The organism is Streptomyces sp. NPDC004266, from assembly GCF_042874095.1.
In the GTDB taxonomy this organism is placed as follows: domain Bacteria; phylum Actinomycetota; class Actinomycetes; order Streptomycetales; family Streptomycetaceae; genus Streptomyces.
Genome location: NZ_JBIAMM010000007.1, coordinates 19,556 through 33,582, shown reverse-complemented (window position 1 = coordinate 33,582; position 14,027 = coordinate 19,556). Strand labels below are relative to the sequence as shown.

16 protein-coding genes and 2 pseudogenes are annotated in these 14,027 nt (G+C 74.0%); 9 read left to right on the top strand and 9 right to left on the bottom strand.

Annotation, left to right across the window (positions count from 1 at the left end):
* Positions 1 to 37: 37 nt before the first annotated feature.
* Complete coding sequence (locus ACFYUZ_RS18290; RefSeq protein ID WP_389310371.1) at positions 38 to 265, top strand: hypothetical protein; 228 nt, start codon at positions 38 to 40, stop codon at positions 263 to 265.
* Positions 266 to 308: 43 nt separating this feature from the next.
* Positions 309 to 1,368: pseudogene (locus ACFYUZ_RS18285) on the top strand (phosphotransferase).
* Positions 1,369 to 1,423: 55 nt separating this feature from the next.
* Here ACFYUZ_RS18285 and ACFYUZ_RS18280 read toward each other — a convergent pair.
* The gene (locus ACFYUZ_RS18280; protein WP_389310369.1) at positions 1,424 to 1,885 is read right to left on the bottom strand and encodes a GNAT family N-acetyltransferase; all 462 of its coding nucleotides are present in this window, start codon (positions 1,883 to 1,885) and stop codon (positions 1,424 to 1,426) included.
* Between the two features lie 431 nt (positions 1,886 to 2,316).
* Positions 2,317 to 2,736, bottom strand: a complete 420-nt coding sequence (locus ACFYUZ_RS18275; protein WP_389310367.1) for a DUF4440 domain-containing protein — start codon at positions 2,734 to 2,736, stop codon at positions 2,317 to 2,319.
* Between the two features lie 125 nt (positions 2,737 to 2,861).
* Here ACFYUZ_RS18275 and ACFYUZ_RS18270 point away from each other — a divergent pair, with 125 nt between their 5' ends.
* The gene (locus tag ACFYUZ_RS18270) at positions 2,862 to 3,362 is read left to right on the top strand and encodes a DUF1877 family protein (protein ID WP_389310365.1); all 501 of its coding nucleotides are present in this window, start codon (positions 2,862 to 2,864) and stop codon (positions 3,360 to 3,362) included.
* On the opposite strand, the gene ACFYUZ_RS18265 is transcribed toward ACFYUZ_RS18270, so the two are convergent.
* The 3 genes from ACFYUZ_RS18265 to ACFYUZ_RS18255 form a co-directional block, all read right to left on the bottom strand.
* Positions 3,343 to 3,861, bottom strand: coding sequence for a hypothetical protein (locus tag ACFYUZ_RS18265; RefSeq protein WP_389310363.1), 519 nt, complete (start codon positions 3,859 to 3,861; stop codon positions 3,343 to 3,345). The two genes, ACFYUZ_RS18270 and ACFYUZ_RS18265, sit on opposite strands and share 20 nt — an antisense overlap.
* Before the next feature lie 89 nt (positions 3,862 to 3,950).
* On the bottom strand, positions 3,951 to 4,883 hold the full coding sequence (locus ACFYUZ_RS18260; RefSeq protein WP_389310362.1) for a ketopantoate reductase family protein: 933 nt from the start codon (positions 4,881 to 4,883) through the stop codon (positions 3,951 to 3,953).
* Complete coding sequence (locus ACFYUZ_RS18255) at positions 4,880 to 5,449, bottom strand: winged helix-turn-helix transcriptional regulator (protein WP_389310360.1); 570 nt, start codon at positions 5,447 to 5,449, stop codon at positions 4,880 to 4,882. Before ACFYUZ_RS18255 ends, ACFYUZ_RS18260 begins: the two co-directional genes overlap by 4 nt.
* A gap of 80 nt (positions 5,450 to 5,529) precedes the next feature.
* Between ACFYUZ_RS18255 and ACFYUZ_RS18250 the strand changes: the two genes are divergently transcribed.
* The 4 genes and pseudogenes from ACFYUZ_RS18250 (at position 5,530) to ACFYUZ_RS18235 (ending at position 9,125) form a co-directional block, all read left to right on the top strand.
* Complete coding sequence (locus ACFYUZ_RS18250; RefSeq protein WP_389310358.1) at positions 5,530 to 6,741, top strand: ROK family protein; 1,212 nt, start codon at positions 5,530 to 5,532, stop codon at positions 6,739 to 6,741.
* A 55-nt stretch (positions 6,742 to 6,796) separates the two neighbouring features.
* Positions 6,797 to 7,099, top strand: a pseudogene (locus ACFYUZ_RS18245) (ATP-binding cassette domain-containing protein); the annotation flags it as partial.
* 113 nt (positions 7,100 to 7,212) lie between these two features.
* A complete protein-coding gene (locus ACFYUZ_RS18240) occupies positions 7,213 to 8,646 on the top strand; it encodes a WGR domain-containing protein (RefSeq protein WP_389310356.1) in 1,434 nt (477 codons plus the stop codon).
* 26 nt (positions 8,647 to 8,672) lie between these two features.
* Entirely contained in the window at positions 8,673 to 9,125 is a 453-nt protein-coding gene (locus ACFYUZ_RS18235) for a hypothetical protein (RefSeq protein ID WP_389310354.1), read from the top strand.
* Between the two features lie 10 nt (positions 9,126 to 9,135).
* On the opposite strand, the gene ACFYUZ_RS18230 is transcribed toward ACFYUZ_RS18235, so the two are convergent.
* From ACFYUZ_RS18230 to ACFYUZ_RS18220, 3 genes are all read right to left on the bottom strand, one after another.
* A complete protein-coding gene (locus ACFYUZ_RS18230; RefSeq protein ID WP_190158424.1) occupies positions 9,136 to 9,558 on the bottom strand; it encodes a DUF350 domain-containing protein in 423 nt (140 codons plus the stop codon).
* Between the two features lie 206 nt (positions 9,559 to 9,764).
* Positions 9,765 to 10,379 carry an HdeD family acid-resistance protein gene (locus ACFYUZ_RS18225; protein ID WP_389310352.1) on the bottom strand — a complete coding sequence of 205 codons (615 nt, stop codon included), beginning with the start codon at positions 10,377 to 10,379 and terminating at the stop codon, positions 9,765 to 9,767.
* 39 nt (positions 10,380 to 10,418) lie between these two features.
* Positions 10,419 to 11,795: a dipeptidase gene (locus ACFYUZ_RS18220; protein WP_389310351.1), complete on the bottom strand. Its 1,377-nt coding sequence runs from the start codon at positions 11,793 to 11,795 to the stop codon at positions 10,419 to 10,421.
* 171 nt (positions 11,796 to 11,966) lie between these two features.
* On the opposite strand from ACFYUZ_RS18220, the gene ACFYUZ_RS18215 reads away from it, so the two are divergent.
* Together ACFYUZ_RS18215 and opcA are read left to right on the top strand one after the other, a co-directional pair.
* Entirely contained in the window at positions 11,967 to 12,524 is a 558-nt protein-coding gene (locus ACFYUZ_RS18215) for a DoxX family protein (protein WP_389310995.1), read from the top strand.
* Between the two features lie 82 nt (positions 12,525 to 12,606).
* On the top strand, positions 12,607 to 13,518 hold the full coding sequence (gene opcA / locus ACFYUZ_RS18210; RefSeq protein WP_389310349.1) for a glucose-6-phosphate dehydrogenase assembly protein OpcA: 912 nt from the start codon (positions 12,607 to 12,609) through the stop codon (positions 13,516 to 13,518).
* On the opposite strand, the gene ACFYUZ_RS18205 is transcribed toward opcA, so the two are convergent.
* Complete coding sequence (locus ACFYUZ_RS18205) at positions 13,509 to 13,757, bottom strand: hypothetical protein (protein ID WP_389310348.1); 249 nt, start codon at positions 13,755 to 13,757, stop codon at positions 13,509 to 13,511. The genes opcA and ACFYUZ_RS18205 overlap by 10 nt on opposite strands.
* Positions 13,758 to 14,027: the final 270 nt, after the last annotated feature.

Genomic DNA, 14,027 nt, shown 5'->3' with positions numbered 1-14,027 from the left:
TCCGGGTTACCCTGCGGGAAACGACGGGGGAGACACCATGAACGCTCTACTGATCCTTTTCGCCGTACTCGGGGGCATCGGGGCCCTGTTGGTCCTCACCCTGCTCCGCAGGGGCGGCGACCGCACGGACACGGTGGACGGCGTACTCCAGGAACAGCGGGCCCTGCGCCAGGCCAAGGCCGACCGGGTCTCCTTCGGCCTCGGCGCCCACAACTCCCTGCCCACGGCGAGCGACAGCTACATCCACCGGAAGGGCCGCCCCTGAGCCGTGGTGTCCCGCGCGGGAAGCCATGGCTACGCTCGTCGGCATGCCGAACCGTTTTCCGTTCGACGAGGCGCTGCTCTCCACCGTGGGCACCCCCCCGGCGGTCCGAACTCCTGGACAGCAGTCCGCGGTCACGGGTGTGGCGGGTGCGGCTGGCCGACCGGCGGCTGGTGGTCGTCAAGCAGATCACCGACGGCGGGGACACGGGCGCCGACGCGGACACGCGCTTCGCGCGGGAGGTCGCCGGGCTGCGCCTGGCGGGGCGGGCCGCCGGGCCCGCCGTGGCCCCCGCGGTGCTCGCCACGGACCCGTCCTCACGGGTGATGGTCCTGGAGCACCTGGACGACCTCGGCAGGACGGACGACTGGATGCCGGGGTACGCCGAGTCGCTCGCCCGGCTGCACGCCCTGACCGGGCCCGCCGACGCGGGCGCGCTACCGGCCTGGGCGGAGCCCACGGCCGCCGACGCGGAGTCCTTCCTCGCCCTGGCCGGGGCGCTCGACGTGCCCGTGCCGTCCGCGGTCCCCCGTGAACTCGCGGGTCTCCTGGAGCGGTTGGACCCCACTCCGCACCATGCGCTGCTGCACGGCGACCCCTGCCCCGGCAACGACCTGCGCACCGCCGACGGCGTCCGCTTCGTCGACTTCGAGCGGGCCTCGCTCGGCAACGGCCTGGTCGAACTCGCCTACTTCCGCGTCGGCTTCCCCACCTGCTGGTGTGCCATGTCGGTCACCGCGGCCCCGCTCGCGGAGGTCGAGGACGTCTACCGGACCACCTGGCGCGGCCTCACCGGGAAGGACGTGCCGGGTGACCTCGCCGACGCGTGCGCGGGCTGGCTGATCCAGGGCGACGCGCTCGTCGAGCGGGCCCACCGGGGGACGGCCGACCAGCTCGCCCGGGTGCCCGCCGAGGACTTCGTGTGGGGCCACGTCTCCGCCCGCGAGCGGCTCGTCCACCGCCTGGGCGTGGTCGCCGGCATGACCCGCGACCACGATCACCTGCACGCCCTCGGCCGCCTCAGCTCCGCCCTGGCCGACCGCCTCCTCGCACGCTGGCCGAAACTGCGCCCGCTGCCCACGCATGAGGACCGCCCCTGGTACTAGGGCGTGCATCGAAAGTGGATCTTGAGCTGTGAATGATCGTGGTCCACGCGATCGACTACCGCGAGCGCCACGCGGTCGAGTCGGTCAGCGACTTGAACAGGTGCACGTCTGCGTGCCCGCCGGGGACACCCGGCGTCCGACCCGTCTCGACAAAACCATGGCGCTGATAGAAGCCCGGAGCTTGGAAGGTGAAGGTGGAGGTGGAGAGGCGATCGCAACCCCGCCGCCGTGCCTCGGCCTCGGCTGCCTGCAGGATCCTGCTCCCCCAACCGTCCTTGCGACTGTCCTCGCGCACCCACAACAGTTCGATGGCGCAGAGGCCGCCCCAGGTTCGTGCGGTCAGCCCACCGACCAGTTCACCTGCTTCATCGGTGACCTTGACCGAGAACGTGCCGCGGTCGGGAGCACCCGTGGCGGCACTGTTGAAGGCGGTCAACGCTTCGGTCAAACGGTCGTCGAGCTCAGGGTCGTGCCCGCTGATGGTCAGGGCCGGGCCGGAGCCGTGGTCAGTCGTCACGGCGCGGAGTATGTCAGTCGGCCTGGCACCGAAGCACGCGATCACTCACGACCTCGGTCTGCTTCCGATGCGCGCCCCAGTGCCGTGACCGGAAACGACCACGGCGGTGCCGCCGGGTGCGAGCGTGCGGTGGAACTCGGCGAACACCGCCGGCATGGCGCCTGACGGCGGGTCCCCGTCGGACGGAGGCGGGACGCGTGCGAGGTGATCGGCGGCGACCGTGTCGTGCGACTCGCGGACGGCGGTCAGGAAGGAGGACTCGGCCATGCCGGAGACCCCAGGGCAGGGAACCGACAGGCCGTGGCTCTCCTGAGCCGGCCCGCGCGAGGTCTACCGCTGTGGACGTCCTGCCCTGGTGGGGAACGTGGATCCCGCCCCGTGACACGGGACCGGCCCCGGACGCGGTCGCACGCCGTGCCGCCGCCCGGGGTTCACTGGTCCTCCGGCACGGGCGTGGCCTGGTGGTAGTACATCCGCCATCCCGATTCCTCATCCAGCTTCCGCCAGATCGAGCTCCTCCGGGCCCGCCTGCCGTCGAGCACGGTTTCGAACGTCAGGTGCACGATCCCCGGCGCCAGTACGGTGCCGGTCATCTCGGTGGGCACGTACTGCGGGCCGTCGTCGGCCGCACCCCGCATGTCCGGCAGCGCCGAGATCATCGACCGGCGGTCCCAACGGTGTCCTGAGGCGCCCACCTCCACGAACTCCGGATCGAGGAGCCGATCCGTCAGGGCCCTGGACGACCGCACGGCCGGGCTCAGCAACCGCAACTCCCGTTCGATGGCCTCGGCCACGTCGTTGTTCTCCCCTGCCGCGTCCATGTCCACGTTCATGTTCATGTTCATGTTCATGGGCGCATCTTGCCCGGCCCGAGGGATCGCAAGGGGGAAGGAGGCCGCCCCGTTGTCAGTGGCGCTGCGTAGGGTCGGTCCGTTCGGTCCGACCACCGGGCCTTCGAGGCAGGGGACTTGCAGCGGTGAGCATCCACGTACATTTCCGCGCCGTCGCGGCATCCGGGATCCGGGAGGACCACGCCTGGCTCACGGCGTACATGTCGAAGGCCTGGGACGACCACGTCGCCGAGTGCGAGGCGGGTGTCGCCACCTCGATCGCGAAGGTCTGGAACTCCGTCGCCGAGCTCTACGCCGCCGCGGCCGACGGAACCGCTGCGGGCGGGGACGAGCCCTGGACGCTGCCGGTCTACGGCGGCCGGCCCGTGGCCCACGGCGCGGGCGCCGACCTCCACGACCCGCCGATGATCTTCATGGACCCGCCCGAGGTGTCCCGGGCGGCGGACTTCCTCGCGGCCGTCCCCTTCGACGGCCTGTGGGACTCCGCCGGCACGAGACTCGGCGGCCGAGGACCCGACCGCGACCTCCTCAGGCAGGAGTACCTCGAACACCACGAGTCGCTCCGGAGCTTCTACGGGCGGGCCGCTTCGTCGGGCCACGCCGTGGTCAAGGTCGTGTGGGCATGAGACGACGGCGGCGGTACGCGATCGCCACCGCCGCGAGCAGCGGTGCCCAGGCGAGCAGCGGGAGGTAGCAGGCGTAGAACAGGCCCTGCTGGAGCGTGCCCTCGGTGTGGGTGCCGGGGGAGTCCTGGCCGATTCCCGCGTACGCCACGTACACGAACCAGCAGGTGAGGGCGGCGAGTCCGCATGCCCCGGTCAGCGCGGCGAGGGCCGCGCCCCGGGCGCCGACCGGGCGGCCGCCGAGGAACGGCAGCCACCGGGGGAACACCTCGCCCCACGCGCGGACCAGACCCGGCGTCAGGAAGGCGAGCAACTCGGCGAGGGCGGTGAGCCCGAGCTGGTAGACGGCCAGACCGAGGGTCGGATCGTCGACCCGGGCCACCGGCGCGCCGAACGTCAGGGCGACGCGCCAGAGAGCGGACGGCAGGACGAGCAGCGGCACGGCGTGGGCGGCGACGACGGCCCAACGGGGCACGCCCGGAAGGGCCTTGAGCTTCATCATGCCGTCCACACTGCCGCCGGGCCCGTCGGCCCGGCATCGCCCCGGCGGCCGCGCCGTCTCCCCCGCGCGGGGGAGACGGCCTCCTCCCGTCAGGCCTCCGCGGCAGCCGTGACCCGGCGCTGGTGGACGCGCAGGTGCAGGGTCGCCAGGTCGAGCAGCGGGGTCGCCACGCCGAGGGCGCGGGCCCGGGCGGTCAGGTCGCCGAAGAGGTGCTCGACCTCGGTCGGGCGGCCCGCCGCCAGGTCGCGGTAGAGCGACGGCACCATCGGCGAACCCGACGCGGACACCACGGCGAGCGTCGCCGCCCGCTCCTCCTCCGGTACGGGGTGCCCGGCCGCGGCGGCGACCGCGGCGGCCTCGTCGAGCAGCGCCGGGCCGAGGGCGGGACCGCCCGGCACGTCGTACACGTCGCCGACCGTGCCGCGCATCAGGCTCGTCACCGCGCCGAACGTGGTGATGAACACCCACTTGTGCCACATCGCCGTGAGGACGTCGGCCGGCACCGGCGCGTCGATCCCCGCCCCGTCGAGGACCTTCCGGATCCGCTCCACGCGCGCGGAGACCGTCCCGTCCTGCTCTCCGAAGGCCAGATGGGCCAGCGGCGCGAGCCGCCTGATGTCGCCCGAGTCGTCGAGGGTGGTCACCACCTTGGCCACGCCGCCGAGGACGGCCGACGCGCCGAAGCGGTCGTTGAGGGCGTCCATGTGGGCGAAGCCGTTGAGGAGCGGCACGACCGCCGTGTCCGGTCCGACGGCCGGGGCGACGTCCTCGATCGCCCGGTCGAGCCCGGTGGACTTCACCGACAGCAGGACGAGGTCGTACGGCTCGCGCAGCTCGTCGGCCGTGACGAGGCGGGGCTCCACCGCCCACTCCCCGTCCCGGCCCACGACCCGCAGCCCGCGCTCGCGCAGCGCGGCCGCCCGGGCCGGGCGGACCAGGAAGGTGACGTCCTCGCCGGCGCGGGCGAGCAGGGCACCGAAGTAGCCACCGGTGGCACCGGCGCCGACGACCAGGATCTTCATCGGGATGAACCCTTCGTGGGGCGCCCCGGGGGCGCGGTCGTGAGGAGGGGGGTGAGCAGCCGGTGCGGCCGGGCGAGTGCCGCCGTCACCGGGTCGTCGTCCGGGGCCGGGGCGGCGAGCCCCGGGCCTGGGGCGACCAGGACGTCCTGGACGGGCACGGCCGCGCCGCAGCCGGTGCAGCGCCCGTCCGGTTCGAGCGGCGCCTCGTCCCGCGCGTGCAGGAAGACGCGGCGCGGGCCGCCCTCCACCGCGTAGAACTCCTCGCCCCAGGCGGTGAGCGCCCGTACGGCCGGCCAGAGCGCGACGCCCTTGGGCGTGAGCCCGTACGCCTCGCGGCGGCCCGTGCCCGGCTCGGGGCGGCGCGCCAGGACGCCCGCCTCGGTGAGGGTGGCGAGCCGGTCGGTGAGGACGGCCCGGGGGACGCCCAGATGCGCGGCGAACTCGCCGAACCTGCGGACCCCGTAGAAGGCGTCGCGCAGGATCAGCAGCGTCCAGCGCTCGCCGACGATCTCCATCGAGCGGGCGAGGGCGCAGGTCTGACCGCGGTAGTCGCGCGGAAGCGTCATAGGCGGAGCCTAGCGCAGGACGGTTCGTTCACCGAACTGTTTTCGCGCGAGCGAAAGGGACGACTAGGCTCTCGCTCACCATGAACCAGCCCACGGAACCCAAGGCCGACAAGTCGGGAGTGCGCCGGCACAACCTGAGCCTCGTCCTGCGGACCGTCCACGAGGCCGGCGAGACGACCCGCGCGGCCGTCGCCGCCCGCGTCGGGCTCACCCGGCCCGCCGTCTCCTCCCTCGTCGAGCAGCTCCTCGACCTCGGCCTCCTCGTCGAGTCGGGCAAGACCTTCAGCGGGCAGGCGGGACGGCCGGGCACCGTGCTCAAACCGGCCGACACCGGGCCCGCCGGCCTCGGCGTCGAGATCAACGTCGACTACGTCACGGTCTGCGTCGTCGACCTGACCGGCACCGACCGCGTCCGCCGCACCGAACGGCTCGACAACCGGGACGCCGGGGCCGCCGACGTCCTCGCCCGTGCCGCCCGCATCGCCGCGGACGCCCTGGACGCCGCGGCCGAACGGCACCTCGCCCCGGCCGGCGCCGGCCTCGCCCTCCCCGGACTCGTCTCCGACGGGACCGTCCGGCAGGCCCCCAACCTCGGCTGGAACGAGATCCCCGCCGAGGCCCTCTTCGGCGAGGCGCTCACCGCCCTGCGCCCCGGCACCGCCGGCCTCCCCGTCACCTCCGACAACGAGGCCAACATGGCGGCCCTCGCCGAGCTGTGGTTCGGCGGCCTCGGAGACCTCCGCACCTTCCTGCACCTGACGGGGGAGATCGGCGTCGGCGGCGCGATCGTCGTCCACGGCGAACTCCTGCGCGGCGCCCACGGCTTCGCCGGCGAGATCGGACACCTCGTCGTCGACGCCGAGGGCCCGCGCTGCCGCTGCGGCTCACGCGGCTGCCTGGAGCAGTACGCGGGACAGACCGCCCTCCTCGCCTCGGCGGGCGCCACCGGCGTCCCGGACCTCGCCCGCCGCGCCGAGGCAGGCGAACCACGCGCCCTCGCCGCCCTCGCCGACGCCGGCCGGATGCTCGGCCGCGCCCTGTCGGGGGCCGTGAACCTCCTCGACCCCGAGGCGGTCGTCCTGGGCGGCATCTACCCGCGCCTGATGCCCTGGCTGGCCCCCGCCGTCGCCGAGGAGCTCGCCACCCGCGTCGTCTCCGGCCTCTGGGCCCCGGACGCGGAGCGCCTCCGCCCGGCGTCCGCCACCACCGACGCGTCGCGCGGCGCGGCGGCCCTCGTCCTCCACGACGTCCTGTCCGACCCACTGGCGTACGCCAAGACCGCAGGCGTCTGAACGAGGCGAAGACCACGGGCACTCGACCGAGCCGAAGGCCCGGGACGCCTGACCGGGGCGCGGCGAGTCGACCCTCCTCCAGATGCTCGGCGGCCTCGACCGCCCCGCCTCGGGTCGCGTCCTGCTCGACGGCGCCGACCTGGCCGCGCTCTCCGGGCGCCGTCCGACGGCCGTGCGCGGCCAGAACACCGGCTTCGTCTTCCAGAGCCCCCACCTCGTCCCCGCCCTCACCGCCCAGGAGGACGTGGAGACCGCGCTCGTCCCCCTCGGGGGCAAGGCCGCCGAGCGGCGCACCCGGGCCGCCGAGGCGCTGGAGCCGGCCGGTCTCGGCGAGCGCCCCGGGCGCCTGCCGTCCGACCCCCCCCGGCGGCCGGCGGGGCGCCGGCGCCGACCGGAAGGCCCAGGCCTCTGGTCCCTCGGCCGCGCTTCCACGACAGGGCGTTGTCAGTGGTGGCCCCTACCGTTCTCATCATGACGACGACCTATCTGGAGCTGTCGCAGGACGGCGGCGGTGCCCACAAGTTCTACGAAGTGACCGTCGAGGACCTCACGGTGTCGGTCCGTTACGGCCGGATCGGGTCGGACGGGCAGACCCAGCGTTCCACCTTCCCGACGGTGGCGAAGGCGCAGGCCGCGGCGGCGAAGAAGATCGGTGAGAAGGTCCGCAAGGGGTACGCCCCCGCCGTCCGGGGACAGCGCGCCGCGCGCCCCGTGACGCGCCGCGAGGTCACCTCCGCGCCCTCCACCGCACGGGCCGTCGCCCCCGTCCTCTGGCGCTTCCGCACCGGCTCGGCCGCCTTCGGCATCCACGTCGACGAGGAGCGCTGCTGGGTGGGCAACCAGGCGGGGGACGTCTTCACACTGGACCGCGGCGGCGAGGTGCAGGCCCGGTTCAGCCTGCCGGACGGCGTCAAGTGCCTCGTCGCCGACGACTTCTGGATCTACGCGGGCTGCGACGACGGCAAGGTGTACGACCTCTCGTCCAAGCTCCCCTTCGCCGCCTACGACATCGCCACCGACGTCGACATCTTCTGGCTCGACATCCACGAGGGCGTCCTGCACGTCGCCGACCGCTCGGGACGGCTCACCGTCATCGACCACGAGGACGAGCACCAGTGGGCGCGTGCCGGCGCCGGAGAGCACGCCTGGATGGTCCGCGCCGACGGGGACGCCGTCTACTACGGGGACACGCGGGGCGTCGCCGCCCACGCGCCGGACGGCGGCGGCGAGCTGTGGCACACCGCGACCGAGGGCGGGGTCCTCTTCGGCTGGCAGGAGGACACCGCGGTCTACGCGGGCACGTCCCGCAAGAAGGTGCAGCGGCTCGCGAAGAAGGACGGGCGCGTGGAGGCGGTGTACTCCTGCGACAGCCCGGTCTACTCCTGCGCCACCTCGCCCGGCGGCCGGTTCGTCTTCGCGGCCGACTCGGCCTCCTCCGTCTACTGCTTCGCGGAGGACGGCACCCGGCTGTGGAAGCTGGGCACGGGCGGCGGTTCGGCGCTCTCCATGCAGTACCGGGACGAGCGGCTCTACCTGGTGACGACGGACGGTTCCCTGGTCTGCGTGGACGCGAGCGAGGCCGCGATCGAGGCCGCGCAGCAGGGCACGGTCCCGGTCGCGCGGGACGTCAAGCTCGCCGCCGCCCTGCCGGTGTACGAGCCGGCCACGACCGTGACCGCCGTGACCGCCGTCAGCGACGCGCCGGCGGGCTCGGTGGTCGTGGAGTGCGTGACCGAGTCGGGCCGGACCAGGGTGCGGGTCGTCTCGCAGGGGTACGAAACCGGGTGGAACGTGCAGTTCCCGCGGGCGATCCGCGAGCCCGGCGCGCGGTACGTGGTGGATGCCCTGCACCCGGCCGCGGGCGGGTTCTACCGCGTGCGCGGCGACATCCGGCGGCTCCTGTGACCACCGGCGGAGGGAGCGGCTCGGGCGTGTTCGAGGCGGCCACGGGCGACGGGCCGCCGCTGCCCCCGGCCGAGGCCGAGCAGCGCTCCCGGGAGATCCGCGCGGCCGTCGACGGACTGCTCCAGATCAGGCGGCTGACCCTGCGCGAGGGCGGCGACCCGAGGACCGTGCCCGCGGACTGGGAGCGCCGGCGGCCGGTCCGCGCGGTGGCCCTCGCCCTGGAGTCCGGCGGCATCACGCCCTCGTCGGTGGACGCCGCCGGGGTCCGGCTCTCCACCGGATACCGCGTCAGGGCGGGGGAGCGGCCCGACACGGCGGTGGTGGAGTGGCTGGGGCCGCAGGGGGCGGGCGCCGCCCAGGAGGAGGCGGAGGCCCTGGGCGCCTGCGTGCCGGCCCTGGCGAGGCTCGGCTGGGAGGCGCTCCTCTACAAGGGGCCGCGCGGCCGCCGCTTCCTGGAGGTGGAGCCCCTGACCCGGTGAGCCCCGGCCGTCAGGCGATCGAGGCGGAGACGATCGCCGAGACCGCGATGTTGCAGGAGGCCGTCACCCAGACCGCCGGGTGCGGCTCGGGGTCGACGAGCGTGGCACCGAGCTTCCCCGGCGTGACCAGGTCGACGACGAGGAAGGCCACCGCCATCATCACCAGGCCGAGGAGGCCGAACGCGGCGGTGGAGACGAGCCCCTTGCCGAAGTGGTCGTACGTCGTCCAGATCGAGGTGAAGACGATGCCGCCGATCCCGAGGAGCGCCGAGCTCAGCAGGACCGCGGCGTTGCGGTTGCGGTCCTCCCAGATCTGACGCCCGAGCTTGCCGGGGGTCAGCAGGTCCACGAGCACGATGCCGAGGATCAGCAGGACCACGCCGAGGGCGCCGTAGGCGCCGGCCCGGCCGAGGCCGTTGACGATGTCGCTCATGAAGTGCCGGCTCCGAAGGTTGCGATCGCGGGGGATCGGTGGTCAAGGACCGGCAAAATGTAGCGTACGGGTGAACGGAGCCGCCGCCCGCCCGGAGCTCGGACGGACGGCGGAAGGCGGACGGGCGGCGGACGGAGGCGGCGAGCCCCGCGGGGGCCGGCCGGGCGGATCACGGCCGGGGCCGCCCCTGATCCGAAAGGCAGGCCCTAGGCGCCTGGTGGAAGGTCCTTGGCGCGGGAGCGGATCATGAAGGCCGTGACGACCTCGACCACGCCGACGACGAGGAGCCAGACGCCGCCGAGGACCGTGAGGACCGTGGCCGACTCCAGCGGGGACACGATCAGCACGACTCCGGCGAGCGCGCTGACGACGCCGAGGAAGATCTGCCAGCCGCGCGCCGGTATCGCGGGGTCAGAGGCCGCCGCCACGGTCTGGGTGATGCCGCGGAAGAGCCAGCCGATCCCGATCCACAGCGCGAGCAGCAGGGTCGACTGCGTGGCGCCCCGGAAGCAGAACAGACCGAGCAGGATCGAGATCGCGCCGCTGATGAAGGCCATGACCCGCAGTGCCGTGGTGGCGTGCGTGCCGAAGGCGGCGACCAGTTGCATCACGCCGCTGAGCAGCAGGTACAGACCGAAGAGCACCCCCACCACCCGCAGGGTGGCCTCCGGCCAGGCCAGCACCATGACGCCGAGGATCAGCGAGACGAGCCCGGCGACGAGCAGGGCCTGCCAGGCGAAGCCCGCGAGGAGCCCCAGGGGCCCGGGTGGCGCGTCCTCTCGCGGGGAGCGGCCGTACGGACTGTCATGAGTCTGTGTCATGGAACCGCACCGGTCCTTTCGTTGCAGGTGGCGGCGGGGTCAGAGGGGAGTGGCGTAGGAGCTCAGGAAGAGGGCCTCGGCCAGTGCCATGTGTTCGATCTCGGCAGGGTCCACGCTCTCGTTCGGCGCGTGGATGAGGCAGCCGGGCTCCTCGACGCCGACGAGGGCGATCTCCGCCGTCGGGAACTGCGCGGCGAGCACGTTGCACAGCGGGATCGAGCCGCCCTGCCCCGACTGGACCATGTCCTTCCCGTACGCCTCGCGGAGCGCCGCCCCCAGGGCCCGGTAGGCGGGGCCGTCGGTGCGCGCCCGGAAGGGCTGCCCGGCGCTCTCCGCCGCCACCTCCACCCGGGCGCCCCACGGGGCGGCCGAGGCCAGATGGTCCGTCAGGGCGCGCAGGGCGTCGTCCGCGTCGGTCCCCGGCGGCACCCGCAGACTGACCCTGGCCCGTGCCTTCGCCTGGATCGCGGCCGAGGAGCCCACCACCGGCGGGCAGTCGATGCCGAGGACGGTGACGGCGGGCCGGGCCCACAGTTCGTCGGCGACCGAGCCCGTGCCGACGAGGGACACCCCGTCCAGCACGCCCGCGTCGGCACGGAACTGTTCGACCGGGTAGTCCACCCCGTCCCAGGCGCCGTCGCCGGGCAGCCCCTTGACCGTCGTGTTGCCGTGTTCGTCGCGCAGGCTGTCGAGGATCCGTACGAGCGCGGCGAGGGCGTCGGGCGCCGGGCCGCCGAACATGCCGGAGTGCATCTCGCCCTCGAGGGTGGAGACGGTCACGACGACGTTGGTGAGCCCGCGCAGCGAGGTGGTGGCGGTGGGCAGACCGAGCGCGAAGTTCCCGGTGTCGCAGACCAGCAGGGTGTCGGCGGCGAACAGTTCGGGCCGCAGCGGCACGAGCTGCTCCAGACCGCCCGTGCCCTGCTCCTCCGAACCCTCCGCGACGAACTTGATGTTCACCGGGAAGCCCCGGCCCTCGGGCCCGCCGAGGGCGCGCAGCGCCGTCAGGTGCATCACGATGTTGCCCTTGCAGTCGGCCGCGCCGCGTCCGTACCAGCGCCCGTCGCGCTCCGTGAGCTCGAAGGGCGGGGTCCGCCAGGCGGCGTCGTCGAGGGGCGGCTGCACGTCGTAGTGGCAGTAGAGCAGCACCGTCGGCGCCCCCTCGGGACCCGGTGCGTGCCCCACCACGGCGTCCGTGCCGTCCGGCGTCGTCACCCGGCGCATGTCCCGGAGCCCGGCCTCCGTGAAGGCCCGCACGAGGAAGTCGGCGGTCTTCGCGCACTCCTCGGGCGGAAACTGGCGCGGGTCGGCGACGGAACGCAGCGCCACCAGTGCGGTCAGGTCCTCCTTGGCCCGGGGCATCAGCGACCGGACCCTCTCCCGCAGGGCCGCGGTCTCGGCGGTCTCGGCGGACATGCGCACCCACTTCCCTCGGGGACGAAAGTCCACTCAGTCAAGCAACAGTGGTCAAAAGCCGCAAAACGTGACTCAAATGGCTCATTCCGAGCGGGTCCCGGAGGGCGAGGGGGAGCGATCGGGACGAGAGTGGAAGGCGTACGCGTCCGCCTCCCGCACCTGGAGAACCCCATGGGCCACCCCAATCGACGCGATCTCGGACTGCTCGTGCTGAGAGTCGGCACCGGCGCCGTGCTCGCCGCGCACGGCACGCAGAAGCTCCTCGGCTGGTTCGGCGGCGGCGGCCTCGAAGGCACCACCAAGGCGATGGAGGCCATGGGCTTCAGGCCGGGCCGCGAGAGCGCGATCGCCGCCGGTCTCGGCGAGGCGGGCGGCGGAGTCCTCCTCGCGCTCGGCCTCGCCACCCCGGCCGCCGGCGCCGCCGCGGCGGGCGCCATGGCCGGAGCCGTCGCCGTCCACGCCCCCGCCGGCTTCTTCGCCCAGGCCGGAGGGTACGAGTACCCCGCCTTCCTCGGCTTCACGGCCGCCGGGATCGGCATCACCGGCGCCGGACGCTACTCCCTGGACCACGCCACGGGGCACGTCCTCGACCGCCCCTGGGTGGTGGCCCTCGCCTTCCTCGGCACGGCGATCGCCGCCGCGGCCGTCGTCGGCCGCCGCGCCGTGGAACAGGCGTCCCCGGACACGGACTCCGGCGCGGAACCCGGCGCGGAACCCGAGTCGGCGTAGGGCGACTTCCGCAGGGGACCCGCACGCGTCCGCCGCGCGGGAGGGTTAGGCTCGCCGCAGAAGGAAGGGACGGGCGCCGCACATGAAGATCGATCTGACGGACACCGACTCCAGCAAGATCAACAAAGCGATCCTGCAGGGCCGCCGGGCCGTCGGCACACCCGCCGTCGGCGCCGTGCTCACCCTCGTCGTCGTGACCGACGAGGAGAACGCGTACGACTCCGTCAAGGCGGCCAACGAGGCTTCGCGGGAACACCCTTCCCGCACCCTCGTCGTCATCAAGCGCCACGCCCGCACCCCCCGCGAGCGGGGCGAGACCCGGCTCGACGCCGAGGTCCGGCTCGGCACCGACGCCGGCTCGGGCGAGACGGTCATGCTCCGGCTGTACGGCGAGGTCGGCGCCCGCGCCGACTCCGTGGTCCTGCCGCTGCTCCTGCCGGACGCGCCCGTCGTCGTCTGGTGGCCCGTCGACGCCCCCGAAGTGCCCTCCCAGGATCCGCTGGGCTCGCTCGCGCAGCGCCGCATCACCGACATGTACGCGGTCGAGGACCCCCTCACCGCCCTGGAGCGGCGCGCCGCCTCGTACGCCCCCGGCGACACCGACCTCGCCTGGACCCGGCTCACCCCGTGGCGTTCGATGCTGGCCGCCGCCCTGGACCAGGCGCCGCTCACCGTCACCTCCGCCGCCGTCGAGAGCGAGGCGGAGAATCCCAGCGCCGAACTCCTGGCCCGCTGGTTCGAGGTCCGGCTCGGCGTCGCCGTCGACCGGATCGTCACCGACGGCCCCGTCGTCACGGCCGTCCGCATGGGCACCCCCAGCGGCGAGATCCGCATCGACCGGCCCGAGGGACCGGTCGCGCACCTCGCCATTCCCGGCCAGCCCAGCAGGGTCATGGCCCTGAAGGTGCGGAGCACCGCGGAACTGATCGCCGAGGAACTCCGCCGCCTCGACCCGGACGAGGCCTACGCGGCGGCCCTCCGCGGCTACGCCTGACGGCCCCGGCCCGGTCGGGGGTCTGGGACCGCCGTCCCTCGGATCGCCCTCTTCCCCTCCTCCACCCACGCGGCGAACGCTTCGATGCCGTCGATGAGCGCCTCGAACCGGAAGGAGTGGAAGAGGCCGAAGGCGTGGTGCGCGCCGGGGAGTTCGACGTACACGACCGGCGAGGTGGAAACGGAGCGCAGGGCGGTGACGGGGGCCCGGGGGTTTTCGGTCCCCACCAGCTCGTCCATGGGCCGGAGGCGGATCGCGGCGACGGTGGCGTGCCGATGGGCCCGGCATGGGGATCGAAGCTCACCGTCGACCGGACGCTCCGGCCTCCCGCGCCGCCGCCGGTCAGGACGGCCGCGAAGACCCCGTCCGGACGCGGCTTCGGCCGGACCCGGTCCTCATGACGCGTGGGATCTCCCCGTAGCCGTACCCCGTGGCCGTACCGGCGCCCCCGAGACACGCCGGTCGCACGAGCCGTCGGGCAGTGCCCCGGGAGCCGTTCCGTCGTGGGC

What these genes read in the sequence shown, in the direction of transcription:
- ACFYUZ_RS18250 (WP_389310358.1), top strand. Translation starts at nt 5,530, where the DNA reads ATGAACCAGCCCACGGAACCCAAGGCCGACAAGTCGGGAGTGCGCCGG.
- ACFYUZ_RS18205 (WP_389310348.1), bottom strand. Translation starts at nt 13,757, where the DNA reads ATGGACGAGCTGGTGGGGACCGAAAACCCCCGGGCCCCCGTCACCGCC.
- ACFYUZ_RS18275 (WP_389310367.1), bottom strand. Translation starts at nt 2,736, where the DNA reads ATGAACATGAACATGAACATGAACGTGGACATGGACGCGGCAGGGGAG.
- ACFYUZ_RS18230 (WP_190158424.1), bottom strand. Translation starts at nt 9,558, where the DNA reads ATGAGCGACATCGTCAACGGCCTCGGCCGGGCCGGCGCCTACGGCGCC.
- opcA (WP_389310349.1), top strand. Translation starts at nt 12,607, where the DNA reads ATGAAGATCGATCTGACGGACACCGACTCCAGCAAGATCAACAAAGCG.
- ACFYUZ_RS18260 (WP_389310362.1), bottom strand. Translation starts at nt 4,883, where the DNA reads ATGAAGATCCTGGTCGTCGGCGCCGGTGCCACCGGTGGCTACTTCGGT.
- ACFYUZ_RS18225 (WP_389310352.1), bottom strand. Translation starts at nt 10,379, where the DNA reads ATGACACAGACTCATGACAGTCCGTACGGCCGCTCCCCGCGAGAGGAC.
- ACFYUZ_RS18290 (WP_389310371.1), top strand. Translation starts at nt 38, where the DNA reads ATGAACGCTCTACTGATCCTTTTCGCCGTACTCGGGGGCATCGGGGCC.
- ACFYUZ_RS18265 (WP_389310363.1), bottom strand. Translation starts at nt 3,861, where the DNA reads ATGATGAAGCTCAAGGCCCTTCCGGGCGTGCCCCGTTGGGCCGTCGTC.
- ACFYUZ_RS18220 (WP_389310351.1), bottom strand. Translation starts at nt 11,795, where the DNA reads ATGTCCGCCGAGACCGCCGAGACCGCGGCCCTGCGGGAGAGGGTCCGG.
- ACFYUZ_RS18240 (WP_389310356.1), top strand. Translation starts at nt 7,213, where the DNA reads ATGACGACGACCTATCTGGAGCTGTCGCAGGACGGCGGCGGTGCCCAC.
- ACFYUZ_RS18255 (WP_389310360.1), bottom strand. Translation starts at nt 5,449, where the DNA reads ATGACGCTTCCGCGCGACTACCGCGGTCAGACCTGCGCCCTCGCCCGC.
- ACFYUZ_RS18215 (WP_389310995.1), top strand. Translation starts at nt 11,967, where the DNA reads ATGGGCCACCCCAATCGACGCGATCTCGGACTGCTCGTGCTGAGAGTC.